This is a genomic window from Denitrificimonas caeni DSM 24390, assembly GCF_000421765.1.
GTDB lineage: Bacteria > Pseudomonadota > Gammaproteobacteria > Pseudomonadales > Pseudomonadaceae > Denitrificimonas > Denitrificimonas caeni.
Genome location: NZ_ATXQ01000001.1, coordinates 112,046 through 134,496, shown reverse-complemented (window position 1 = coordinate 134,496; position 22,451 = coordinate 112,046). Strand labels below are relative to the sequence as shown.

The 22,451-nt window shown below is 49.0% G+C and carries 22 protein-coding genes and 1 riboswitch; of the genes, 20 read left to right on the top strand and 2 right to left on the bottom strand.

Translation table 11 applies throughout. From position 1 onward, the window contains the following. Window position 1 precedes the first annotated feature (1 nt). The 6 genes from pqqC to H591_RS0100570 all read left to right on the top strand — a co-directional run bounded on the left by pqqC (window position 2) and on the right by H591_RS0100570 (window position 7,095). On the top strand, window positions 2-754 hold the full coding sequence (gene pqqC / locus H591_RS0100595) for a pyrroloquinoline-quinone synthase PqqC (protein WP_022965000.1): 753 nt from the start codon (window positions 2-4) through the stop codon (window positions 752-754). Next, window positions 751-1,029, top strand: a complete 279-nt coding sequence (gene pqqD / locus H591_RS0100590) for a pyrroloquinoline quinone biosynthesis peptide chaperone PqqD (protein WP_022964999.1) — start codon at window positions 751-753, stop codon at window positions 1,027-1,029. The genes pqqC and pqqD overlap by 4 nt, the downstream gene beginning before the upstream one ends. Continuing rightward, window positions 1,001-2,149, top strand: a complete 1,149-nt coding sequence (gene pqqE, locus H591_RS0100585) for a pyrroloquinoline quinone biosynthesis protein PqqE (RefSeq protein WP_022964998.1) — start codon at window positions 1,001-1,003, stop codon at window positions 2,147-2,149. The genes pqqD and pqqE overlap by 29 nt, the downstream gene beginning before the upstream one ends. A gap of 6 nt (window positions 2,150-2,155) precedes the next feature. Then, window positions 2,156-4,051, top strand: coding sequence for an alpha/beta hydrolase family protein (locus H591_RS0100580; RefSeq protein WP_022964997.1), 1,896 nt, complete (start codon window positions 2,156-2,158; stop codon window positions 4,049-4,051). A gap of 172 nt (window positions 4,052-4,223) precedes the next feature. Further along, complete coding sequence (gene ercA / locus H591_RS0100575) at window positions 4,224-5,387, top strand: alcohol dehydrogenase-like regulatory protein ErcA (RefSeq protein ID WP_022964996.1); 1,164 nt, start codon at window positions 4,224-4,226, stop codon at window positions 5,385-5,387. Then, on the top strand, window positions 5,371-7,095 hold the full coding sequence (locus H591_RS0100570) for a hybrid sensor histidine kinase/response regulator (protein WP_022964995.1): 1,725 nt from the start codon (window positions 5,371-5,373) through the stop codon (window positions 7,093-7,095). The genes ercA and H591_RS0100570 overlap by 17 nt, the downstream gene beginning before the upstream one ends. Here the strand turns inward: H591_RS0100570 and H591_RS0100565 are convergent. After that, window positions 7,079-8,059 (bottom strand): LysR family transcriptional regulator, encoded by a 981-nt coding sequence (locus tag H591_RS0100565; RefSeq protein ID WP_022964994.1) that lies wholly within the window; start codon window positions 8,057-8,059, stop codon window positions 7,079-7,081. The two genes, H591_RS0100570 and H591_RS0100565, sit on opposite strands and share 17 nt — an antisense overlap. 54 nt (window positions 8,060-8,113) lie before the next feature. On the opposite strand from H591_RS0100565, the gene H591_RS0100560 reads away from it, so the two are divergent. The 14 genes from H591_RS0100560 to H591_RS14540 all read left to right on the top strand — a co-directional run bounded on the left by H591_RS0100560 (window position 8,114) and on the right by H591_RS14540 (window position 20,296). Continuing rightward, window positions 8,114-8,713 carry a cysteine hydrolase family protein gene (locus tag H591_RS0100560; RefSeq protein ID WP_022964993.1) on the top strand — a complete coding sequence of 200 codons (600 nt, stop codon included), beginning with the start codon at window positions 8,114-8,116 and terminating at the stop codon, window positions 8,711-8,713. Window positions 8,714-9,075: 362 nt separating this feature from the next. Continuing rightward, window positions 9,076-9,432 (top strand): hypothetical protein, encoded by a 357-nt coding sequence (locus H591_RS0100555; protein ID WP_022964992.1) that lies wholly within the window; start codon window positions 9,076-9,078, stop codon window positions 9,430-9,432. Window positions 9,433-9,677: 245 nt separating this feature from the next. Next, window positions 9,678-9,879, top strand: a riboswitch (FMN riboswitch). A gap of 119 nt (window positions 9,880-9,998) precedes the next feature. Then, the gene (locus tag H591_RS0100550) at window positions 9,999-10,661 is read left to right on the top strand and encodes a riboflavin synthase (protein WP_022964991.1); all 663 of its coding nucleotides are present in this window, start codon (window positions 9,999-10,001) and stop codon (window positions 10,659-10,661) included. Between the two features lie 15 nt (window positions 10,662-10,676). Next, window positions 10,677-11,783 carry a bifunctional 3,4-dihydroxy-2-butanone-4-phosphate synthase/GTP cyclohydrolase II gene (ribBA, locus tag H591_RS0100545; RefSeq protein ID WP_022964990.1) on the top strand — a complete coding sequence of 369 codons (1,107 nt, stop codon included), beginning with the start codon at window positions 10,677-10,679 and terminating at the stop codon, window positions 11,781-11,783. 58 nt (window positions 11,784-11,841) lie between these two features. Then, entirely contained in the window at window positions 11,842-12,318 is a 477-nt protein-coding gene (gene ribH, locus H591_RS0100540; RefSeq protein ID WP_022964989.1) for a 6,7-dimethyl-8-ribityllumazine synthase, read from the top strand. Continuing rightward, window positions 12,315-12,809: a transcription antitermination factor NusB gene (nusB, locus tag H591_RS0100535; RefSeq protein ID WP_022964988.1), complete on the top strand. Its 495-nt coding sequence runs from the start codon at window positions 12,315-12,317 to the stop codon at window positions 12,807-12,809. The genes ribH and nusB overlap by 4 nt, the downstream gene beginning before the upstream one ends. Window positions 12,810-12,851: 42 nt before the next feature. Beyond that, a complete protein-coding gene (gene thiL, locus H591_RS0100530) occupies window positions 12,852-13,823 on the top strand; it encodes a thiamine-phosphate kinase (protein WP_022964987.1) in 972 nt (323 codons plus the stop codon). An 8-nt stretch (window positions 13,824-13,831) separates the two neighbouring features. Beyond that, the gene (locus H591_RS0100525; protein ID WP_022964986.1) at window positions 13,832-14,302 is read left to right on the top strand and encodes a phosphatidylglycerophosphatase A family protein; all 471 of its coding nucleotides are present in this window, start codon (window positions 13,832-13,834) and stop codon (window positions 14,300-14,302) included. A 26-nt stretch (window positions 14,303-14,328) separates the two neighbouring features. After that, the gene (locus tag H591_RS0100520) at window positions 14,329-14,979 is read left to right on the top strand and encodes a retropepsin-like aspartic protease family protein (protein WP_033420936.1); all 651 of its coding nucleotides are present in this window, start codon (window positions 14,329-14,331) and stop codon (window positions 14,977-14,979) included. Between the two features lie 111 nt (window positions 14,980-15,090). Further along, the gene (gene nrdR / locus H591_RS0100515) at window positions 15,091-15,561 is read left to right on the top strand and encodes a transcriptional regulator NrdR (RefSeq protein WP_022964984.1); all 471 of its coding nucleotides are present in this window, start codon (window positions 15,091-15,093) and stop codon (window positions 15,559-15,561) included. Beyond that, window positions 15,558-16,661 (top strand): bifunctional diaminohydroxyphosphoribosylaminopyrimidine deaminase/5-amino-6-(5-phosphoribosylamino)uracil reductase RibD, encoded by a 1,104-nt coding sequence (gene ribD, locus H591_RS0100510; protein ID WP_022964983.1) that lies wholly within the window; start codon window positions 15,558-15,560, stop codon window positions 16,659-16,661. Before nrdR ends, ribD begins: the two co-directional genes overlap by 4 nt. Before the next feature lie 141 nt (window positions 16,662-16,802). Beyond that, window positions 16,803-18,716: an arginine decarboxylase gene (gene speA / locus H591_RS0100505; RefSeq protein ID WP_022964982.1), complete on the top strand. Its 1,914-nt coding sequence runs from the start codon at window positions 16,803-16,805 to the stop codon at window positions 18,714-18,716. Between the two features lie 99 nt (window positions 18,717-18,815). Continuing rightward, entirely contained in the window at window positions 18,816-19,721 is a 906-nt protein-coding gene (gene xerD / locus H591_RS0100500; RefSeq protein ID WP_022964981.1) for a site-specific tyrosine recombinase XerD, read from the top strand. 356 nt (window positions 19,722-20,077) lie between these two features. Continuing rightward, window positions 20,078-20,296, top strand: a complete 219-nt coding sequence (locus H591_RS14540; protein WP_156853094.1) for a hypothetical protein — start codon at window positions 20,078-20,080, stop codon at window positions 20,294-20,296. Between the two features lie 233 nt (window positions 20,297-20,529). Here the strand turns inward: H591_RS14540 and fadD1 are convergent, their stop codons facing one another. Then, on the bottom strand, window positions 20,530-22,227 hold the full coding sequence (gene fadD1 / locus H591_RS0100490) for a long-chain-fatty-acid--CoA ligase FadD1 (protein ID WP_022964979.1): 1,698 nt from the start codon (window positions 22,225-22,227) through the stop codon (window positions 20,530-20,532). Between the last annotated feature and the right edge of the window lie 224 nt (window positions 22,228-22,451).

Below are 22,451 nucleotides of genomic sequence, written 5' to 3'. Positions count from 1 at the left end.
GATGAGCGAGCAAGCGATGACCCCCGAGCAGTTTGAGCAGGCGCTGCGCGCGAAGGGCGATTATTACCATATTCATCATCCCTACCATATCGCGATGCACAACGGGCAGGCGACCCGTGAGCAGATTCAAGGTTGGGTGGCCAATCGGTTTTATTACCAACTCAATATTCCCATGAAAGATGCCGCAATTATGGCCAACTGCCCTGATCGCGATGTGCGTCGAGAGTGGGTGCAGCGTATTTTGGATCATGATGGTGCGCCCGGTGAAGAAGGTGGGATTGAAGCCTGGCTGCGTCTGGCTGAAGCAGTTGGCTTGGATCGCGAGCAAGTCTTGTCCGGTGAGTTGGTGTTGCCGGGCGTGCGCTTTGCGGTGGATGCCTACCTTAACTTTGCGCGCCGTGCCAGTTGGCAAGAAGCAGCGAGTAGCTCGTTAACCGAGTTGTTTGCACCGCATATTCATCAGTCGCGTTTGGATGCATGGCCGCAACATTACCCATGGATTGATGAAAGTGGTTATGACTATTTCCGTAAGCGTCTCAGCGAAGCGCGCCGTGATGTTGAGCATGGCCTCAGAATTACTTTGCAGCATTACACTACGCTCGCCGCGCAGCAACGCATGCTAGATATTTTGCAATTTAAATTGGATGTGTTGTGGAGCATGCTGGATGCGATGAGCATGGCGTATGAACTGAACCGCCCACCGTATCACACGGTGACTGAACAGCAGGTTTGGCACCGAGGGTTGGGTGTATGAGTGAGTTTAATCTTGATGACTGTCCGCGCATTCGCCGTGGCTTTCGGTTGCAGTGGGAGCCGGTGCAAAACTGTGATGTGCTGCTGTATCCAGAAGGCATGATCCAGCTCAATGAAAGCGCTGCGCATATTTTAAAGTTAGTCGATGGTCAGCGCAGTATTGCGCAGATCATTGCGCAGTTGCAGGAGCAGTTTCCTGATGTGCAGGGGCTGGACGAAGATGTTTTAACCTTTATGGGGGTGGCGTATGCACAATTCTGGCTTGAGTCCTGCTAAAACTGTGCAAAGCCCACCTTTGTGGTTGCTTGCCGAGCTGACCTACCGCTGCCCTTTGCAATGCCCTTATTGCTCCAATCCTGTTGATTTTGCTCGCAGTGGCGAAGAATTGACCACCGCACAGTGGATTGAAGTGTTTCGGCAGGCGCGTGAGCTGGGTGCTGCGCAATTGGGGTTTTCCGGTGGCGAGCCGCTGGTGCGGCAAGATTTGGCTGAGCTGGTCAAAGCGGCGCGCGATTTAGGTTTTTACACCAATCTGATTACCTCAGGCATTGGTCTCACCGAAAAGCGTATTACAGAGCTCAGTGATGCCGGTTTAGACCATATTCAAATCAGTTTTCAGGCGGCCGATGAAGAGGTCAACAATATGTTGGCCGGTTCAAAAAAAGCCTTTGCTCAAAAACTTGCGATGGCTAAAGCAGTGAAAGCAGCAGGCTATCCAATGGTGCTGAACTTTGTTACGCATCGGCACAATATCGACCGTATGGACCGCATTATCGAATTATGCATTGAGCTGGATGCCGACTTTGTTGAACTGGCTACTTGCCAGTTTTATGGCTGGGCAGAGCTCAATCGCGCAGCGTTATTGCCGACACGTGAGCAGTTGGATCGTGCCGAGAAAGTTACGCAAAAATGGCGTGAGAAACTGGCCGCAGAAAATCATCCCTGCAAGCTGATTTTTGTTACGCCTGATTATTACGAAGAACGTCCCAAAGCTTGCATGAATGGTTGGGGCAGTTTGTTTTTAGATATCACCCCAGATGGGACTGCCTTACCCTGTCACAGTGCACGACAGCTACCCATCAAGTTTCCTAATGTCAAAGAACACAGCGTGCAACACATCTGGCAAGAGTCATTCGGATTTAATAAGTTTCGCGGCTTCGACTGGATGCCGGAACCCTGTCGCTCTTGCGATGAAAAAGAAAAAGACTTCGGAGGCTGCCGTTGTCAGGCCTTTATGCTCACCGGTGATGCCAGTAATACCGACCCTGTGTGCAGTAAATCAGAGCATCATGGAAAAATTTTAGCAGCTAGAGAGCAGGCCGAGCATGCGCCGCTGGGCGTTGAGCAGATGGTTTATCGCAATGAGAAAATGTCGAACATTATTATCAAAGGGTGAACTGAAATGTTAGGTGCACAGACGCCTGCTCCAGGCTTTTGGCCCAGTTCTTGGAGCGCTGAGCAGGCCGCTGCTGCTGGGCGTGAAATCAATGAGCTGAAGGTTTCTGAGCAGGGCGTGTTCTGGTCTGAATTCGACCCGAAAACTGCACAAACCTTGCTTTATTGTTATCAGCACTGCACACAAGATGCTGCAGTATTTACTCAACCTGGTTTCTCAGTGCGAAGTCGAGTTTATGAATACGGCGGCGGCTCGTTTTGTCTGACCCTAGATGGCGTTGTATTTACTAATGAAGCTGACCAACAAGTATATTTGCAAACTTGGCAGGGCGCTCCACGACAGTTAACGCAGGGTAGTCAGTGCCGCTATGCAGACATGCAGTTTGATGCGCTCACCGGTAGTGTTATCGCTATTGAGGAGGAGCACAGTCAGTGCGGGGTCAAGCATCGTATTGTCAGCATCAGTTTAAACCTTGCAAGCACGCAAGCTTGTCAGGCACCTACAGTCATTGTGCAAGGCCGTGACTTTTATGCATCGCCAAGGCTGAGCCCAAACGGCGAGCGTTTAATTTGGATTGAATGGCAACGGCCTGAGCAACCTTGGACACAGACGCAAGCCTGGTGTGCTGCGCGCAAACCTAATGGCGAATGGGATACAGCTTTTTGTCTTGGCGGTGATGAGGGTGATGCAGCATTACAACAACCTTTGTTTGATGCCGAGAATCGAGCGGTTGTCCTCAATGATCAGCACGGCTATTGGCAGCCTTGGCGTGAAGATGATTGTGGTCGTTTACAAATATTACCAGGCTTAAAGGCTGATTATAGCGGCGCGCCTTGGCAGTTGGGTGGCTGTAATTATGTGCCACTTGAGCAAAGTGACTATTTAATCAGTTGGCTCTATAACGGTTTTGGCCATCTAGCAGTGTATTCATTTACTGACAACGCTGTGGTGAACGTACTGGCCGAAGATTACAGCCGTCTACGTCATTTGGCTGTTGATGAGCGTTTTTTTTATTGCATTGCTTCGCATGTTGCGCGTGGTACCGCTGTGTTGGCGATTGATAGAAAAACCTTGCGCACACAGGTGCTCACCGAATTAGAAATTGCTTTGGACTGTAATGACGTATCAAAGCCGCACAGTTTTTGTTTTACCAGCACTGACAAACAATCAGTGCATGCGTTTTTTTATCCTCCATGTAATCAGCATTATCAATTGGCGGATAACGAACGACCGCCATTAGTGGTGTTTCTGCATGGTGGGCCTACTTCAGCCTGTTACCCTGTGTTTGACTCGCGTATTCAATTTTGGACGCAGCGCGGTTTTGCTGTTGCGGACCTTAATTACCGTGGTAGCACGGGTTTTGGCCGCAACTATCGACAATCTCTACGGCATCAGTGGGGGACGTTAGAGGTTGCTGATGTTTGCGCGTTGGTTGAGCACTTGATTGAACAAGATTGGGTCAACCCTAAGCAAATATGCGTGCGTGGCGCTAGTGCTGGCGGCTATACGGCATTGTTAACAGTGGCCTCTAGTCAGAAGTTTGCAGCAGCTGCGAGCTTGTACGGTGTCAGTGATCCTGTGGCATTGCGGCGAGTGACTCACAAATTTGAAGCTGACTATTTAGATTGGCTACTTGGCAGTGCTGAGCAGTTTGCAAAGCGAGCACCGTTGCAGCAAGTGTCGCGAATAACCACCCCAGTCATTTTTTTTCAGGGTGCAACTGATGTTGTGGTGGTTGCGGAGCAAACAGCGGTCATGGTTAACGCGCTAAAATCTCAAGAAGTCCAAGTTGAGTGCCATGTTTTTGCTGACGAGGGACATGGTTTTCGCCAAGCTAAAAATCTTGCAGCAGTGATGAATATGGAATTGAGTTTCTATCAAAAAGTTTTTCAAAACAGGTGATTTTTTATCGGTTAAATATGCGAGTTTATACTCTTGGATAGTATTTAAAGTCCTACTGTATTGGTAAACTTTAAGGCCTAGACTAAGCCGTCTGCAAATGCTGCATATCGGGTCGCTGCAAATGTTGCTTATACTGCGCCCCAGCTTTGCGATAATTATAAGAAGAGTATTTATGAGTCGATCAGTTAGCGAGCTACGCAAGTTCGTCTCCCCTGAAATTGTCTTTGGCGCTGGTTGCCGACACCGTGTTGGCCATTTTGCCAGTGTTTTCGGCGCTAGCAAGGTTTTGATTGTCTCAGACCCAGGTGTGCAAGCTGCCGGTTGGGTTACTGATATTGAGATCAGCTTGCAAGAACAAGGCATTAACTATCATATATTCACCGATGTCTCGCCCAATCCACGGGTAGAAGAAGTGATGCATGGTGCCGAGATTTATAAACTGCACAGTTGCACTGCCATCGTTGCAGTGGGTGGTGGCAGCCCCATGGATTGTGCGAAAGCGATTGGCATTGTTGCGGCTCATGGCCGCAGTATTCTAGAGTTCGAGGGCGTAGATACGATTCGTCTGCCCAGCCCGCCGTTGATTTTAATTCCCACTACTGCGGGCACCTCTGCGGATGTTTCGCAGTTTGTGATTATTTCCAATCAACAGCAGCGGATGAAATTTTCGATTGTCAGTAAGGCGGTGGTGCCGGATGTATCGCTAATTGACCCTGAAACCACTCTGACGATGGATCCGTTTCTGGCTGCTTGCACTGGGATTGATGCCTTGGTGCATGCCATTGAAGCTTTTGTTTCGATCGGTAGTGGACCGTTGACCGATCATCATGCGCTCGAAGCCATGCGCTTGATCAGTGGTAACTTGATCGAAATGATCGCGAATCCGACCGATATTGTTCTGCGAGAGCAAATTATGCTTGGCAGTATGCAAGCCGGTTTGGCTTTTTCTAATGCGATTTTAGGGGCAGTCCATGCCATGTCGCATAGCTTAGGTGGGTATTTAGATTTGCCCCACGGTCAGTGCAACGCGACACTGATCGAGCATGTGGTTGCCTTTAATTTCGACTCTGCCCCAGAGCGTTTTAAAATCATTGCACAAACCCTAGGCATTGATTGTCGTGGGCTAAGCCCACCGCAGATTCGTCAGCATTTGATTGATTATTTGGTCGCATTTAAGCGCGCAGTCGGTTTTCAAGACAGTCTTGCTACCTATGGTGTGAGCGTTTCAGATATTCCATTTTTATCGCGCCATGCGATGGTCGATCCTTGTATCTTGACCAACCCGCGGACTTCAAATCAGCGGGATATGGAAGTGGTATATGGCGAAGCACTCTGAAAATACCTTAGCAGGACTGCTGGGTTTAAGTGATCAGTCTGCACGCAAAAGCCATTATCCTGAATTGCTCTTACAGCTTGAAGAAGTTGAGCGTGAGCGCAACCGTTATAAATGGTTGTTTGAGCATGCGACCTACGGTATTTTCCAAGCACATATCGGTGGTGGTTTTCGCGCGATTAACCCTGCATTAGCCAGCATGCTTGGCTACAGCAGTGCTGCTGAATTGTTGTCTATGAATACTGCGCAAACCGACAATTTATTTGTTGGCGGTGTGGATGAAGTCAAACGCATTCGCGCCAAGTTACTGCAAAACAATGTCGTGCGCGGCTACGAAACGCTTTTGCGCTGCAAAGACGGTAAAACGCTTGATGTGTTGATGAATCTGTTGCTCAAAGATGATGAACCCGGTGTTCTTGAGGGCTTTGTTGCTGATATTTCCGAGCGTAAAAAAAATCAGTTGCGTCTTGAGCAGCTTAACCATGAGCTTGAAGATCGAGTGGCTGAGCGCACCCGTGAGTTGCAACTCAGTAATGAAGATTTACAGCAGCAAATCGCACAACGTAAACAAATGGAAAAGGCTTTACGCGTCGCCCGTGATGCGGCCGAAGAAGCCAATCGCAGTAAAGATAAATATCTAGCTGCGGCCAGTCATGATTTGTTGCAGCCTTTAAACGCTGCACGCTTATTGATGTCAACTTTACGTGAGCGTCAGTTGCCTGCTGCAGAGCAGCATTTGCTGGAGCGAGCGCACATGGCGCTTGAGGGTGCTGAAGATTTGCTCGCGGATTTATTGGATATTGCGCGTCTTGACCAAGCGGCAATTACTCCATCTTTAACAGCATTGCGCATCGATGATTTGTTTCGCTCGCTCGTGTCAGAGTTTGAACCTGTCGCGCAAAAAGCAGGGCTACAACTTACGATGTTGCAAACTTCTTTATGTGTTTTTACCGATGCGCATTTAATCACTCGTATTTTAAGAAACTTTCTCAGCAACGCCTGTCGCTATACTGAGTCTGGGCGTATTTTGCTGGGCGTAAGACGGCGAGGTAAAAATGTACGTTTAGAGGTGTGGGACACAGGTGTAGGTGTTGCTTTAGAGCAGCAAGAGAAAATATTTTTAGAGTTTAATCAACTGACTAATAACCATGCAAATGGTCGCAAGGGCGTCGGGCTCGGCTTGGCTATTGTTGAACGGATAGCGACTATATTAAATACTCGAGTTGAGCTGTGGTCGCGTGAGGGGGTGGGTTCTTGTTTTAGTATTGAAGTGCCGATCAGTACTGCACCTGTGCAGCGATTGACTGAGAGCCGGCCGAACTCAGCTATTAATAACTTGCGAGGGCAGCGTGTTTTAGTTGTTGATAATGAACCTGAAATCTTGCATAGCATGGGAGCATTATTAAGCCAATGGGAGTGCGATGTGGTTCTGGCTGCAGACTACCAAGGCTCGATTACTGCACTTAATGGTGTTGCACCAGATTTGATTATCGTGGATTTACACTTAGATAATAATGTGACTGGACTGCTCGTGGTTGAACAGTTGCGAGCGCGTTTTTGTGCCACGCTTCCAGCGGTACTGATCACCGCCGACTATGCAGATCAAGAGCAAGAACTGCGCAAGAAGCTGGGTATTCCAATGTTGAATAAACCGGTTCGACCAGGGAAGTTAAGAGCTGTTATGAGTCATCAACTCAAAGCCTTTGATTAAGTGATGAGCTGACTCCACGCAAGAGCTGAGCACTGCTCGAAAACTGCTCAAGTAACCAATTATAAACGGTTTCAAAGCGCGCTAACTGCGATGTTTGGCGGTGACTGAGTAACCAGATTTCGCGAAATACCACGGGGCCATCACTGAGTTGTTTAAGCCCTGCCTCGTTCGCTAGCATGCAAGGTAGCAGCGCGAGACCGACACCGTGCTTGCAGGCGTGAATCAGTGTTTCAAGATGACTGGATTGTAATACCGCAGGTTGGCTGGTTTTGAGCTGCTCTAGCCAGCGCATTTCAGGAACATGTGCTAAGTCATCGGTATAGCTTAACCAGTCGTGTTGCGGCCACTCTGCTGCGGTTAATGGTGGATGTTCTGCATGGCCATACACAGCCCAACCCAACTCTCCTACTTTACGCATAAAAAGGGCTGCATCACGTTCGGGGCGTGCCAAGCGAATCGCAATATCTGCTTCACTTTGGCTAAAGGATAAATCACGGTTGTCATTGAGTAGCTCTAAGCTCAATTGCGGGTACTGATCCTTAAAACTGGCGATATGCTTGACCAGCCAAAGACTAAAAATAAAATCAACTGAAGTAATGCGTACCGTGCCACTGATGCTTTGAGCTGAGTTTTGTGTGCTGTCTAGCATCTGCTGAATACGTCCTGAAATAGACTGCGCAGACTCTAAAAAGGTTAGACCCGCAACTGTCGCTTGATAGCCGCTAGTTGTGCGGATAAATAAACGTGTTTTTAGTGCTGTCTCAGCCGCACTTAGGCGGCGACTGATGGTTGAAACATCCACTTTTAATTGGCGTGCCGTTGCACGCAAGCTACCTTCGCGTTGTAACACCAGCAGTAAACGGATGTCATTCCAGTCAAATGTATTGGCTAATATCAATTCAATTTTCCTTGCGCAATGCTGTTGCAAAAATGCAAACACTAACTGCAAGTTTAGGTGTTCCATTTGCTGCCAGTCACTTCGACAATAGCACCAACCATCTACTACTGGAGCACAACAATGAGCGAGTTTCCTACTTTATTTCAACTGACAGGCAGCGAGCATTCTGCTGCGCAATGGCAGGATGCCGTGTTGATTATTATTGATGCACAAAATGAATACCGCATCGGTGATATGGCTTTACCTAATGTGGGTCCGGCAACTGAGCAGATTGAACGTTTATTAGCCGCTGCTCGTAAACATCGTAGCCCTGTGGCACATATCCGTCATATCGGTGTGCCTGGTTATCTGTTTGACCCAGAAGGCCCACGTGGACAGATTTTTGATGAGCTGACGCCTGTCGCTGGTGAGGCAGTGATTGATAAACCTTTACCTAATGCATTTGCTGGCAGTTCCTTGCAAGATTTTTTACAGAAAACAGGACGTACATCGCTCATTGTTTGTGGGTTTATGACGCACATGTGCGTCAGTGCTACGGTGCGCGCCGCTAAAGACTTGAGTTATCAAAGCACCGTTGTCGCCGATGCGTGCGCAACTCGAACTTTGCCCGGTTTAGAATCAGGACAGTTGGATGCGCAAGCGCTGCATGACATGGAACTGGTGGCGTTGGCTGACTTTTTTGCTTGTGTGGTTAAAGATGCGGCTGCATTAGGTGCTTAATCGCAGCTGATTAAAACTGTGTTTAAAAAAGCTCTTGCTTAATGGCAAGGGCTTTTTTTATCACTCAAGACAAACCCATGTTCGTTTGTTCACTTTTACTAAGCTTAAGTAGATTGCTTTGGGTCAGCATCGAAATAACTAAAACAAGTAGAATCTTAGTGAACGTTTTGAATAGCGTATTGATAGATTTTGCTCAAAGGTTAAGCGAGACGACTGCGGCTACTTTGCCGGTTGCATGAGTGCTTGCTCTTTTAACGGTCGTTAACTTTTCTAGGCTGATTAGAGCTGCACGGCTTCTCGACTTGTGCTTTTAAGTAGGTTTTCCCAAGCTGGTGCATAAGACGCCAAAGTAAGGAGTAACAATGAAAACAGTACAAGGCTTTGTAAAACTAGGACTTGTTGTTGGTGTGACTGCTGTGTTGACGGCTTGCGGTGGTGGAGCGCCTTCTGAGGCGGATGTGCAACAAGCGTTAGAGCAGGAAATACAGTTGCAAATAGATCGAGCCGCCGGCAGCAGTTCAGCTGATGTGAAAAATGTGCTGGCAAGCTTGATGCCGAAAATTGAAAAAATAACCCTGCATGGTTGCGAGTCGCTAGGCGACGATGCGTATCAATGCACCGTTGAGGCGGCTTCGTCGATTAAGGGTAGAAAGATCACCAATACGGATAGCGTGCGCATGACTAAAGGTAAGAGTGGTGACTGGACCATTTCGCGCTGATTGTTAGTGAGCCGTTAGGGCGTCGAATAGTGATTTTAAAAGCGCGAATTGGCTTGGCTCAGTTCGCGCTTTTTTATGGCCGCAGAGTTGTTTAGGGTATTGCCTGCAAGTGTCTGTTTAGGCTCGATCGGCGAAGCAATATGACGGCTTTTAATTAGATGAGTTCAGTGGGTATCTGCCTTAACAGATGCAAAATTTAACGCTTTGTGGTACAAATGCGTCTGTTAAACAACTGTTTAATTGAACTACGTTCTCAGGGCGGGGTGGAAATCCCCACCGGCGGTAATTGTACTGATAGGTGCATAGCCCGCGAGCGCTTATTATGAGGTGTTAATCACCCCTAATAAGGTCAGCAGACTTTGGTGAGATCCCAAGGCCGACGGTAATGAAAATTGTGCGCGCTCAGTGACACGGTATTCTTAAAGTCCGGATGAAGAGAGAGCGGGATCTAGCACCGTACAGGTCTTGTGCGGTGTGCTCCCATTCGATCAAAAAAGCCTTGTTTTCCACAAACAGGAGATCGACATCATGCAGATGGATGCATTTTTTGCAGGGGCAGAATCAATATGTTTACTGGAATAATCGAAGCCGTTGGCAGCATTCGTAGCTTATCGCCTAAAGGCGGTGATGTGCGTGTGCGCGTGGCGACAGGCAAGTTGGATTTATCCGACGTCAAACTTGGCGACAGTATTGCGGTAAATGGTGTGTGTTTGACTGCGGTTGAGTTACCAGGCGATGGTTTTTGCGCTGATGTCAGTCGCGAAACCTTAGCGCGCAGTGCCTTTATTAACTTGAAGAACGGCAGCCAAGTCAATCTAGAGAAAGCCTTACTGCCGACCACACGCCTTGGCGGGCATTTGGTCAGTGGTCATGTTGATGGGGTGGGTGAAGTTATTTCTCGGCAAGACAACGCCCGTGCGGTGCAGTTTTGGATTCGTGCGCCTAAGCAATTGGCGCGCTATATCGCGATGAAAGGCTCGATTACCGTAGATGGCACCAGCCTGACGGTGAATGGTGTTAACGGCAGTGAGTTTGAGTTGACCATCGTGCCGCACACCTTGCAAGAAACCATCATGGCGGATTATCAAGCGGGCAGCTTGGTCAATCTAGAGATTGATTTGATTGCACGCTACCTCGAGCGCCTGTTGCAGGGCGAGCACGCCGCAGAACCAACCAGCACAGCTATTACTGCAGGCTTTTTAGCCGAGCATGGCTTTATGCGCTCTTAATTGAAGGGTTATCCCATGTCATTGAACAGTATTGAAGAAATTGTTGCCGATATTCGTGCCGGCAAAATGGTCATCCTGATGGATGACGAAGATCGCGAAAATGAAGGTGATTTAATCATCGCTTCTGAGTGTGTTACTGCTGAACATATTAACTTTATGGCCAAGCACGCGCGCGGCTTGATTTGTATGCCGATGAGCGTTGAGCGCTGTGAACGTTTGGGTTTGCCGCTGATGGCGCAACATAATGGTTCAGGCTTTGGCACTAAGTTCACCGTCTCGATTGAAGCGGCAGAAGGCGTGACCACTGGTATTTCTGCAGCCGACCGCGCCCGCACTGTGCAAGCTGCTGCGGCGAAAACCGCCAAAGCGAAAGATATTGTTAGCCCTGGCCATATTTTTCCATTGATGGCGCAGGCGGGTGGTGTTTTGGCGCGAGCCGGTCATACCGAAGCAGCTTGTGATTTGGCGCGTCTCGGTGGCTTTGAACCAACGGGAGTGATCTGCGAAATCATGAATGACGATGGCACCATGGCACGTCGTCCTGAGTTGGAAGTGTTTGCAGAAGAGCACGGCATTAAAATTGGCACCATTGCTGACTTAATTCACTACCGCATGATTCATGAACGCACCATTGAGCGCGTGTCTGAGCAAGCTCTGGATAGCGAGTTGGGTCAATTTAAACTGGTCACTTACCGCGAATCATCTGTTGGCGATGTCCATTTAGCCCTAACTTTAGGTACTATTACGCCTGAAGAACCAACCTTAGTGCGTGTGCACAATATGGATCCGTTGCGCGACTTGTTTATGGTCAAGCAAGACGGTCGTTGGAGTCTGCGTGCAGCGATGGCAGAAGTGGCCAAAGCGGGCAGCGGCGTGGTGTTATTGCTCGGCAATCAAATGACCGGTTCGAGCTTGTTAGCTCATCTTGAGCGCCAATTAGGTGGAGATGGCGACGCAAAAGCTACAAAAACCTCTGGTACCTATAGCACTGTCGGTGCCGGTTCACAGATTTTACGCGATCTGGGTGTGCGCAAAATGCGCTTATTAAGTGCACCAATGCGTTTCAATGCCATATCCGGATTTGATCTAGAAGTTGTAGAATACCTGCAACCGCAGGATTAACTGTTACTGGAGCAGCAGATGTTGCTGCTCCTTCGCTCTTTATTAGGATGGGAAGAACATGACCTTGAAGACAATCGAAGGTACCTTTATTGCCCCACAAGGCACATTTGCGCTGGTTGTTGGCCGTTTTAACAGCTTTGTTGTTGAAAGTTTGGTTGAAGGTGCAATTGATACATTAGTGCGCCACGGTGTGAGCAAAGACTCAATTACCGTGATCCGTGCACCGGGTGCTTTTGAACTGCCTTTAGTGGCGCAGAAAGTTGCTGAGCGTAAAGAATACGCGGCAATTATTGCCTTAGGTGCAGTGATTCGTGGCGGCACGCCGCATTTTGAATATGTGTCTGGCGAATGCACTAAAGGTTTGGCGCAAGTCTCTATGCAATTTGGTGTGCCAGTGGCTTTTGGCGTACTGACAGTTGACTCGATTGAGCAAGCCATTGAGCGTTCCGGTACTAAAGCGGGCAACAAAGGTGTTGAAGCAGCGTTGTCGGCGCTGGAAATGGTCAGTCTGCTCGCGCAGCTGGAGGCCAAGTGAGCTTAAATAACGACGACTGCCGCGACAACCCACCGCCGCGAGCAAAAGGACGCATTGCCATGCGTCGTGTTGCCCGCACTTTGGCGATGCAAGCTTTGTATCAGTGGCATGTGGCTGGACAAAATCTCAATGAAATCGAAGCGCAGTTTCGAGTCGATAATGACTTTGCTGGCGTCGATGGTGCGTACTTCAATGAGATTTTGCGCGGTGTTCCCGGTAAAAAAAGTGAAATTGATGCCTTAATTGAGCCGTTTCTAGATCGCCCAATGAGCGAGCTGGACCCGGTTGAATGGGCGATTTTACGCTTAGCGACTTGGGAGCTTGGTAACCGTATTGATGTGCCATACCGTGTGGTGATCAATGAAGGCATTGAGTTGGCAAAAGTGTTTGGCGCAACCGATGGCCACAAGTATGTCAATGGCGTACTGGATAAGCTGGCGCTGCGTTTACGTGGTGCGGAAATCCGTGACGCAAAACTCAACAAACAATAATCTTTGGCACGCTCGCCGAAGTTTGATGGTGGGCGTGGCTCGATGAATGAGTTTGAGTTGATTCAACATTTTTTCACCCGCTCTGCCTGTGCGCAGGGCGGTGGAAATATCTCCTTAGGCATTGGCGACGACTGTGCCTTACTGCAGATTCCTGAAGGTCATCACTGCGCTGTATCTACCGACAGCTTAGTCAGTGGTGTTCATTTTCCTAAAGATTCACCTCCCTTTTTGCTGGGCCAGCGCGCTTTAGCTGTCGCGGTGAGCGATTTGGCGGCAATGGCTGCCAAGCCGATTGGCTTTACCCTCGCCATTACCCTTGAGCAGATTGACTCGCCCTGGTTGCAGGCCTTTAGTGAAGGTCTGAGCGCCATGGCGCAGCACTGTGCGATTGCTTTAATTGGTGGCGACACCACTCGCGGGCCCTTAGCAATGACGCTCACAGTGATGGGCGCAGTGCCTGCCAACCAAGCCTTGCTACGTTCGGGCGCACAAGTGGGTGACTTGTTGTGTGTCAGTGGACCCTTGGGCGCAGCGGCCGCTGCCTTGCCTTTAGTGCTCGGACAAGTGACGTCGAACACTGTGCCGGCAGAAGTCCAACAGCAACTCTTGGCCGCCTATTGGACGCCGCAGCCGCAATTAGAGCTGGGCCAGTGGTTGCAGGGCAAAGCCAGCGCTGCGCTGGATATTTCCGATGGTTTATTGGCCGATTGTGGGCATATCGCTAAAGCCTCGAATGTAGCCTTGCAAATTGAGCAGGCGCGGGTGCCGATTGCTGAAGCTGCGCAGATGATCGCCGGTGATGTTGATGCGCTGCAATGTGCGCTAAGCGGTGGCGATGACTATCAGTTAGCCTTTACTATTGCCGCGTCATACCTTGAGTCACTGCAACAACAGTTTACTGATGTGCGGGTGATTGGGCAGGTCTGTGTCGGGCAAGGTGTGCAGTTGCTGGATAGTGCAGGGCAATCAATCAAGAGCGCGCATCTTGGCTATCAGCATTTTCAACAAGGATAAAACAGCGCATGCAAACTCCTAAAGTATGGAGCAATTTCTGGCACTTTCTCGCCTTTGGCTTGGGCTCAGGTTTAGCGAAAAAAGCCCCAGGTACTTGGGGTACCTTAGTCGGTTTAGCCTTTGTACCTTTGCTGCACATGCTGCCGTTGTGGTTGGCGCTGCTATTGATTGCTGCTGCCAGCGTATTTGGTGTGTGGTTGTGCGGCCGTGTGGCCACTGATCTCGGCGTGCATGATCACGGTGGGATTGTTTGGGATGAGTTTGTCGGAATTTGGATCACTTTGATTTTTTTACCCAATACTTGGCTGTGGTTACTGCTGGGTTTTGTGGTTTTTCGTCTGCTCGATATTGCTAAGCCTTGGCCGATTTCTGTGTTGGATCGCAAAGTCGGTGGCGGTTTTGGCATTATGATTGATGACATATTGGCTGGGGTGATTGCTGCTGGTGTGCTTTACGCTGCTTGGTTTTTTACCTTGTAAGCATGGAATGTTTTGGGGAGAGAAGGATGAATTATTTCCGATTACTGATGGGTGTGTGCTTGCTGGCTGGCAGTATGTTTGCTGGCGCACAGCCGTCTGTACGCGTGGTGGGCTTGTTTCCTAATGCGGCGCTGTTGAACATTGATGGTCAGCGTACATTGGTTAAAGCAGGCAAAGCTGGGCCGCAAGGCGTTACTGTAATCAGTGCTGATAGCCGTTCCGCGGTATTGAGCATTGATGGCGTACAATCTACCTATACGTTGACACGAGACTATGGCAGCGGTGGTTTTTCTGCACCAGAAAAACGTCGTCTCACGATCTCCAAAGGTGCTGCAGGGCATTATTGGGTCACCGGTTTAGTGAATGGTTATAGCGTGCCGTTTATGGTGGACACTGGGGCAACAACCATCGCCATGAATGCGCAGCAAGCACAGCGCTTAGGCATTGATTTTAAGAGTAAAGGCAGCCCGGTGATGGTGAATACCGCCAGTGGTACTGAAAAAGCTTGGCGCGTGTATTTGAACAGCGTCAAGCTCGGTTCGATTGAAGTGCTGGGAGTCGATGCAATGGTGCTCGATGGTGAGTTTCCGCGTGATGTCTTGTTAGGTATGAGTTTCCTCAGTCGAGTCAGTTGGCGCGAAGATCAAGGCGCTTTGATTGTTGAGGCGAAACACTAGCGTATTGTCGTCTGTCTAAGGCTTACTGCTGCAGAGATGACTGTTGGTTAATTTTTCTTCTGTAACAGATCAGTTACTATCAGGTTTTATTTTTATAGGCGATCAATCTATATGTATTGTCCTTTTTGTGGTGCCAATGATACCAAAGTGATTGATTCACGCTTAGTTACCAATGGTGATCAAGTGCGCCGTCGTCGTGAATGTTTGCTGTGCGAAGAGCGCTTCACCACCTTTGAAACTGCTGAGTTAGTGTTGCCGCGCTTGATTAAGCAAGATGGCAGTCGCCAACCTTTTGATGAAGAAAAGTTCCGCGCGGGAATGTTGCGAGCTTTAGAGAAACGTCCAGTGAGTCTCGAGCGCTTAGAAGAGGCGGTGGCGAGTATTAAGCGAAAGTTGCGCGCTAATGGCGAGCGCGAAGTGCAATCTTTAGTGGTGGGTGAGTTGGTGATGAATGAGCTGAAAAAGCTCGATGAAGTGGCTTATATTCGCTTCGCTTCAGTGTATCGCCGCTTCCAAGATTTGAATGAGTTTCGTAAAGAAATTGATCTGATGGCCAGTGATCAAAGCAAAGAGAAAGAATGAACGATCAGGCGTACATGGCGCAGGCTTTGCGTCTAGCGGAGCAAGGTTTGTATAGCGCACATCCTAATCCACGCGTGGGTTGTGTGATTGTTGCGCAGCAGCAAGTGGTCGGTGAAGGTTGGCATGTGCGCGCCGGTGAGCCCCACGCAGAAGTGCACGCATTACGTCAAGCCGGTGCATTGGCGCTGGGTGCCACAGCTTATGTCACGTTAGAGCCGTGCAGTCATCATGGTCGTACACCGCCTTGCGCAGAAGCTTTAGCAAGATCGGGCGTAGCGCGCGTGGTGGTGGCCATGCAAGATCCAAATCCACAAGTTGCCGGGCGAGGCCTTGCTTATCTGCGTCAGCAAGGCATTCAAGTTGATGTTATGACGGGCGAGTTGGCCGCTGCCGCGCGCAGTTTAAACTGCGGTTTTGTTAAGCGGATGGAAACAGCGTTGCCATTTGTGCGCTTAAAACTGGCGATGAGCCTTGATGGTCGTACTGCCATGGCCAACGGTGAGAGTCAGTGGATCACTGGACCTGCAGCTCGCGCCGATGTGCAATGCCTGCGCGCGCGCTCCAGCGCTATTGTGACCGGTGCAGAGACAGTCTTGACTGACGATGCGCGTTTAACAGTACGCGCTGAACAGCTGCCATTAGATGAGCCATTGCGCGAACTGGCCTTATCGCGCCCACCACTACGGATTGTAATTGATGGACGCTTACGTGTACCCACTGATATGGCCTTCTTCACTGCCGGCCCAGTGTTGGTGGTAACCCATCAAACCCCGCCAGCGAATACGGCGCAGATTGAATACTTACAATTGCCTGAAGTGAATGGTCATGTTGATTTAACAGCCTTGCTAAATGAGCTAGGTAAGCGCGGTATCAATGAACTGATGGTTGAAGCAGGGCCGCATTTGGCTGGCGCATTTATCCAGGCCGGTTTAGTGGATGAGCTCTATGTCTATATGGCTGCCAAGTTGCTAGGTTCCAGCGCGCAGCCTTTGCTGCAGTTACCCATCGAGGTGATGGCTGATGCAGTGGATCTGCAGATTACGGATATCCGTGCCGTTGGTGCTGATTGGCGCATCATCGCAAAACCAGTTCATAAATAGTTTTCTTAATTGTAGTTAACAGAAACCGACATTGCGCCACTGCTCAATAGCGCTTAGTCTTTAGCCTATTGATTTCTGCCCTGACGAGTGCGCGTGTTGGCGCGTTCGTTGTGAGGGGTACACTGGCTTTAAGGAGCATGCATGACCGTTCGACGCACCCGCAAAGATGATGGTAGCCAATGGACCGTTGCCGACAGTCGCAGCCTATACGGCATACGCCACTGGGGCAGTGAGTATTTTTCTATCAATGATGCAGGGCGGGTGATTGTTAATCCGGGTCGTCAGCAAAGTCAGGGTATTGATTTAGCCAAAGAAATTGCCAAATTACGCACCAGTGGTTTGCAGTTGCCGCTGCTCGTACGTTTTCCAGAGATTTTACAAGACCGCGTGCGCCGCCTCAGCGATGCTTTTGCTGCCAGTATTGAAAAGTACGAATACCACAGCCAATACACGCCGGTTTATCCGATCAAAGTGAATCAGCAAGAAGCGGTGATCGAAAGCATCATTGCCACTGAAAAGGTCAATATTGGTCTGGAAGCAGGTTCTAAGCCTGAGTTGTTGGCGGTTTTAGCGCTGGCGCCGAAAGGCGGTACGATTATTTGTAATGGCTATAAAGACCGTGAGTTTATTCGCCTGGCATTGATTGGTCAGCGTCTGGGTCACAACGTCTTTATCGTGATTGAAAAAGAATCGGAAGTTAAATTAGTCATCGAAGAAGCCGCTGAGTTGGGTGTGATCCCACAGGTTGGCTTGCGTGTACGACTGTCGTCCTTGGCCTCGAGCAAATGGGCTGATACCGGCGGTGAGCGTGCCAAGTTTGGATTGTCGGCGGCGCAGTTGTTGCGCGTGGTTGAGCAGTTTCGTGAGGCGGGCATTGAAGAAGGCATTCGTTTGCTGCACTTCCACATGGGCTCGCAAATTTCAAATATCGCCGATTACCGTAAAGGACTGCGCGAAGCCATTCGTTATTACGCAGAGTTGCGTGCACTGGGCTTGCCGCTCGATCATATTGATGTCGGTGGTGGACTGGGCGTTGATTACGATGGCACCCACTCGCGCAATGCCAGTTCGATTAACTATGACATGGAAGATTACGCGGCGACGATTGTCAGCATGTTGCGTGAGTTTTGTGATCGCCTCGATCTGCCGCACCCGCATATTCTTTCCGAAAGCGGCCGTGCGATGACTGCGCACCATGCCTTGTTGGTGGTGCAGGTGACTGATGTAGAAAGACATAACGATGCTATGCCAGAGCTGGAAGAGGGCGTTGAGTACCCTGAAGCGCTGCAAGAGTTGATTGATTTACTGGCGGAAAATGATCCTGAAACCGTCGCTGAAAGCTATTGGCGCGCCACCCACTTCTTTGGTGAAATCGGCTCGCAGTACGCAGCCGGAAAAATGAATCTGACGCAAAAAGCCCTGGGCGAGCAGTGCTACTTTTCTTTATGCCGTCGTTTGCTTGATCAGCTTAAAGCGCGTCAACGCTCGCACCGTGTGGTGATGGATGAGCTCAATGACAAGCTTGCCGATAAGTATATTTGTAACTTCTCGGTGTTCCAGAGTTTGCCGGACACTTGGGCGATTGGTCAGATTTTGCCGATTATGCCGTTGCAACGACTTGATGAAGAGCCGATGCGCCGCGCGGTATTGCAGGATTTAACCTGTGATTCTGACGGTAAAATTAAGCAGTATGTTGATGAGCAAAGCATCGAAACCAGCATGCCGGTGCATGAGCTGCGTGAGGATGAAGACTATCTGCTGTCGATTTTCTTGGTCGGTGCTTATCAAGAGATCTTAGGTGATATGCACAACTTATTTGGCGATACTGATTCGGTCAATCTCTATCAACGCGCCGATGGCAGTGTCTACCACGATGGTATTGAAACCCACGACACCATTGAAGATATGCTGCGCTATGTGCATTTATCGCCAGAAGAACTGATGACTTACTACCGCGATAAAGTTTCTAGCGCACCGATTACCCCGCGTGAGCGCACTCAGTACTTAGATGCTTTGCGTTTAGGCTTAACGCGTTCATCGTATTTAGCGCCATAACTCTGAAAGATGCTTATTGCGAATCTCGACTACAAGTAAGTCTTATAGAATGCTTGTGGTTTTGATTGGCTGCTATGGCTTTTGGACGAGGGAAATACGATGGAAGTCAGTGAAGAGCCTGATTTATCTGCTTTAACACAATTTTTAGATGCCGCTTGGTTGCAGCGCGGCTTAGCTGATAATACCCGCATGGCTTATCGCAGTGATCTTGAGCAGTTTGCCCAATGGTTGTTGCTGCGCGAGCAGAGCTTGCAACAGGTGCGCCGCGATACTTTGCTCGACTATTTAAGTTGGCGCTTAGATGCGGGCTATAAAGCGCGTTCTAGCGCGCGTTTTTTGTCAGGTGCTAGAGGTTTCTATCAATATCTGCTTGAAGAAGGTTTGATTATTGAAAACCCGACCTTGCAAGTTGAACTACCGCAAATTGGCCGCTCCTTACCCGATACATTATCCGAGGCCGATGTTGAAGCATTGCTCGCTGCACCCAATGTTGATGAGTTGCTAGGTCTACGTGACCGCTGCATGCTAGAAGTCTTATATGCTTGCGGTCTACGGGTAACGGAATTGGTGAGTTTGACCTTAGATCAGCTCAATACTCGTCAAGGTGTAGTGCGAGTGACAGGTAAGGGCTCTAAGGAGCGCTTGGTGCCGATGGGTGAGACAGCCTTAGATTGGATCGTACGTTACCTCAAAGAAGGGCGTGGCGAGCTTTTAAACGGCTCAGTGACTGATGCTTTGTTCCCCAGTCAGCGCGGTCAACAGATGACGCGGCAAACCTTTTGGCATCGGATTAAGCTGCACGCTCAAGTGGCAGGAATCAGTAAACCATTATCACCGCACACCTTGCGCCATGCTTTTGCTACGCACCTGTTAAACCATGGCGCAGATTTGCGCGTCGTACAGATGTTGCTCGGGCACAGTGATTTATCCACCACGCAAATTTATACCCATGTCGCCCGCGCACGCTTACAAGCTTTGCACAGTGAACATCACCCACGCGGTTAAAACTGTGATCTTGCTTTTTGGGGGCGGACGGCTCGGTAAGTACGCGATTCAAGAAAAGCCACAAAGCTCTTGCTCTCGGGAGTACGTGCGGCTCAGCAAGTACGCTATTCAAGAAAGGCCGCAAGACTCTTACTCTCCGGGAAGGCAGCCGGCTCCGCAAGTACGCTATTCACGAAATACCACAAAACTCTTGTTCTCTGGGAGCGCGGGCGGCTCGCCCGCATTTTGTCGAGCCATGCTGATAGATAGTTAGCAGTAGGCCTTGCTTTTTATAGCTCAAAGTTATATGAGATTGACTTTTATAGAATTTTCGCTTATTATCTAGAGCCTAAACGTTTGAGGAGGTCATGGTCGTCATGCGTATTAAAGGTTCTAGCACTCGTGCCAAACCAGAAGAAGCAATTACTTCACGCGATTCACTTGCAGAGCAAACAGCTGCATTCTTAAAGAAAGGCGGCGAGATTGAAGAAATTCCTCGCGGTTTAAGTGGTCAGCAACAAGTTAGTTATTTCCGTCGTTCTACAGCTGAAACACGTAAGCCAGCAGAGTTGCCGGTCACTGCAGTTAAAAGCTAAGTCTTTACAAAAGATCCCAAACGCGCCATTGGCTCGCCTCACTAGGGCAGCAGTCAATGGCGCGTTTTTTATTGGGCGCAATATACCGGCTGGCTTACAAATACTTTTGCAATTAATACGAGCCTACTAAAAGCCTGTTGCAGTCAAATACTATCCCTACAGGCATAAAAAACGCGAGGGGTAAGCTCGCGTTTTTTGTTCAGACGCTGTATCAGCGCAATCAGCAATAAAGCTTATTTGCTAGCAGCATCTGCGATCTTTTTCAGTTCTTCATCACGCAGTGCGCGGCGCAGAATCTTACCCACGTTAGTGGTTGGCAATTCATCGCGGAACTCAACTTTGCGCGTCACCTTATAAGCAGTTAAGTTGCTACGCATGTGCTCAACAACCTGCTCTTTGGTCAAGCTTTCGCCTGGACGCACAACAATAAACACCTTAATGGCTTCGCCTGATTTTTCATCCGGGATACCAATCGCCGCTGACTGTAAGACTCCAGGTAAAGATGCCAGCACGTCTTCGATTTCATTTGGATAGACGTTAAAGCCTGATACCAAAATCATATCTTTTTTGCGGTCAACAATGCGGATGTAACCGTCTTCTTGAATGATCGCAATGTCACCCGTACGCAACCAGCCTTCATCATCAATCACTTCTTTGGTAGCGTCTTCACGCAACCAGTAGCCTTTCATGACTTGTGGGCCTTTTACGCAGAGCTCACCGGTTGAGCCTAATGGCAACTCGTTACCGTCATCGTCAATGATTTTGCACAAGGTTGACGGCACAGGAATACCAATGGTGCCTAACTGGATTTTTTCGATTGGGTTAACAGTTGCAACTGGACTGGTTTCGGTCATGCCGAAGCCTTCGCAGATTTTCGCGCCGGTCACTTGCGTCCAGCGCTCAGCGGCAGCGATTTGCAATGCCATGCCGCCAGATACTGTCATTTTCAGCTTAGAAAAATCTAAGTTGCGGAAGTCTTCGTTATTGCATAGCGCAACAAAAAGCGTGTTTAGGCCAACAAAGCCGCTGAATGGTGTTCTTTTTAGATCTTTAATCATGCTGGGCAAATCGCGAGGATTGGTGATCAGCAGATTGTTGTTACCACTCTTCATCATCGACATGCAATGGAAGGTGAAGGCGTAGATGTGGTACAGCGGCAGCGGTGCAACAATGGTTTCAGTGCCTTGTTCCAAGTTTGACGCCATCATCGCTTCAGCTTGCAGCATATTGGCGATCAAGTTGCGGTGGGTCAGCATCGCGCCTTTGGCAACACCTGTAGTACCGCCAGTGTATTGCAAAACAGCGACATCGCCTGAGTCTGGGTTTTCATTGCGGGCTGCTTTTTTGCTGCCCAGTGCCAAAACGTCATTGAGCTTAAGTGAGTTAGGAATATGGAATGCTGGCACCATTTTCTTCACGTACTTAACGACGCTATTGACCAGTAAACGCTTAAGTGGTGGTAAAAAATCACCCACTTCAGTGATGATAACGGTCTTCACGCCCGTTTTAGGTACAACCGCTTCAGCCAAATGCCCCATATTGGCTAAACACACCAGCGCTTTAGCACCGGAGTCATTAAATTGGTGTTCCATTTCACGTGTGGTGTACAGCGGATTGGTGTTAACAACCACCAAGCCAGCACGAATTGCACCAAAAACCACCACAGGGTACTGCAGTACGTTAGGCAGTTGTACCGCAATACGGTCGCCAGGTTTTAGGTCTGTGTAGTTCTGCAACCATGCAGCGAAATCACCTGACATCTTATACAGCTCACCATAGGTGAGTATTTTGCCCATATTGGTGAAGGCAGCGTTGTCAGCATAACGCTGACAGGACTCTTTCAGTACCGCTTGAATATTTGGGTACTGATCAGGGTTGATTTCGGTAGGAATACCTTCAGGGTATTTGTCCTTCCAGAAGTTCTCATTCATGCAAGTCAACTCCTAAGCAACAGCTCTTTATCTGCCTTGTGAAAGTGTTTAACAAAAACACACTATAAATAGACAACCTTTAAACGCAAATAGACTTTGTTCATTTAGCGCTGAAAATGTCTGTTTCGTTACACGATTCTATGCCTAAACGTCATCGAATTGCGTGCTCTTGTCAACCATCTCAACAAAGCGTGTTTTTTAATGATTAATCGATGCTTTGTGTT

Bases quoted from the DNA above. Each gene is read 5' to 3' on its own strand.
- H591_RS0100550 (WP_022964991.1), top strand. From the start codon at position 9,999: ATGTTTACTGGAATAATCGAAGCCGTTGGCAGCATTCGTAGCTTATCG.
- pqqD (WP_022964999.1), top strand. From the start codon at position 751: ATGAGTGAGTTTAATCTTGATGACTGTCCGCGCATTCGCCGTGGCTTT.
- pqqE (WP_022964998.1), top strand. From the start codon at position 1,001: ATGCACAATTCTGGCTTGAGTCCTGCTAAAACTGTGCAAAGCCCACCT.
- ercA (WP_022964996.1), top strand. From the start codon at position 4,224: ATGAGTCGATCAGTTAGCGAGCTACGCAAGTTCGTCTCCCCTGAAATT.
- pqqC (WP_022965000.1), top strand. From the start codon at position 2: ATGAGCGAGCAAGCGATGACCCCCGAGCAGTTTGAGCAGGCGCTGCGC.
- ribBA (WP_022964990.1), top strand. From the start codon at position 10,677: ATGTCATTGAACAGTATTGAAGAAATTGTTGCCGATATTCGTGCCGGC.
- H591_RS0100580 (WP_022964997.1), top strand. From the start codon at position 2,156: ATGTTAGGTGCACAGACGCCTGCTCCAGGCTTTTGGCCCAGTTCTTGG.
- H591_RS14540 (WP_156853094.1), top strand. From the start codon at position 20,078: ATGCGTATTAAAGGTTCTAGCACTCGTGCCAAACCAGAAGAAGCAATT.
- H591_RS0100555 (WP_022964992.1), top strand. From the start codon at position 9,076: ATGAAAACAGTACAAGGCTTTGTAAAACTAGGACTTGTTGTTGGTGTG.
- ribH (WP_022964989.1), top strand. From the start codon at position 11,842: ATGACCTTGAAGACAATCGAAGGTACCTTTATTGCCCCACAAGGCACA.
- H591_RS0100570 (WP_022964995.1), top strand. From the start codon at position 5,371: ATGGCGAAGCACTCTGAAAATACCTTAGCAGGACTGCTGGGTTTAAGT.
- speA (WP_022964982.1), top strand. From the start codon at position 16,803: ATGACCGTTCGACGCACCCGCAAAGATGATGGTAGCCAATGGACCGTT.
- H591_RS0100525 (WP_022964986.1), top strand. From the start codon at position 13,832: ATGCAAACTCCTAAAGTATGGAGCAATTTCTGGCACTTTCTCGCCTTT.
- xerD (WP_022964981.1), top strand. From the start codon at position 18,816: ATGGAAGTCAGTGAAGAGCCTGATTTATCTGCTTTAACACAATTTTTA.
- nrdR (WP_022964984.1), top strand. From the start codon at position 15,091: ATGTATTGTCCTTTTTGTGGTGCCAATGATACCAAAGTGATTGATTCA.
- H591_RS0100565 (WP_022964994.1), bottom strand. From the start codon at position 8,059: ATGGAACACCTAAACTTGCAGTTAGTGTTTGCATTTTTGCAACAGCAT.
- thiL (WP_022964987.1), top strand. From the start codon at position 12,852: ATGAATGAGTTTGAGTTGATTCAACATTTTTTCACCCGCTCTGCCTGT.
- ribD (WP_022964983.1), top strand. From the start codon at position 15,558: ATGAACGATCAGGCGTACATGGCGCAGGCTTTGCGTCTAGCGGAGCAA.
- H591_RS0100560 (WP_022964993.1), top strand. From the start codon at position 8,114: ATGAGCGAGTTTCCTACTTTATTTCAACTGACAGGCAGCGAGCATTCT.
- fadD1 (WP_022964979.1), bottom strand. From the start codon at position 22,227: ATGAATGAGAACTTCTGGAAGGACAAATACCCTGAAGGTATTCCTACC.
- H591_RS0100520 (WP_033420936.1), top strand. From the start codon at position 14,329: ATGAATTATTTCCGATTACTGATGGGTGTGTGCTTGCTGGCTGGCAGT.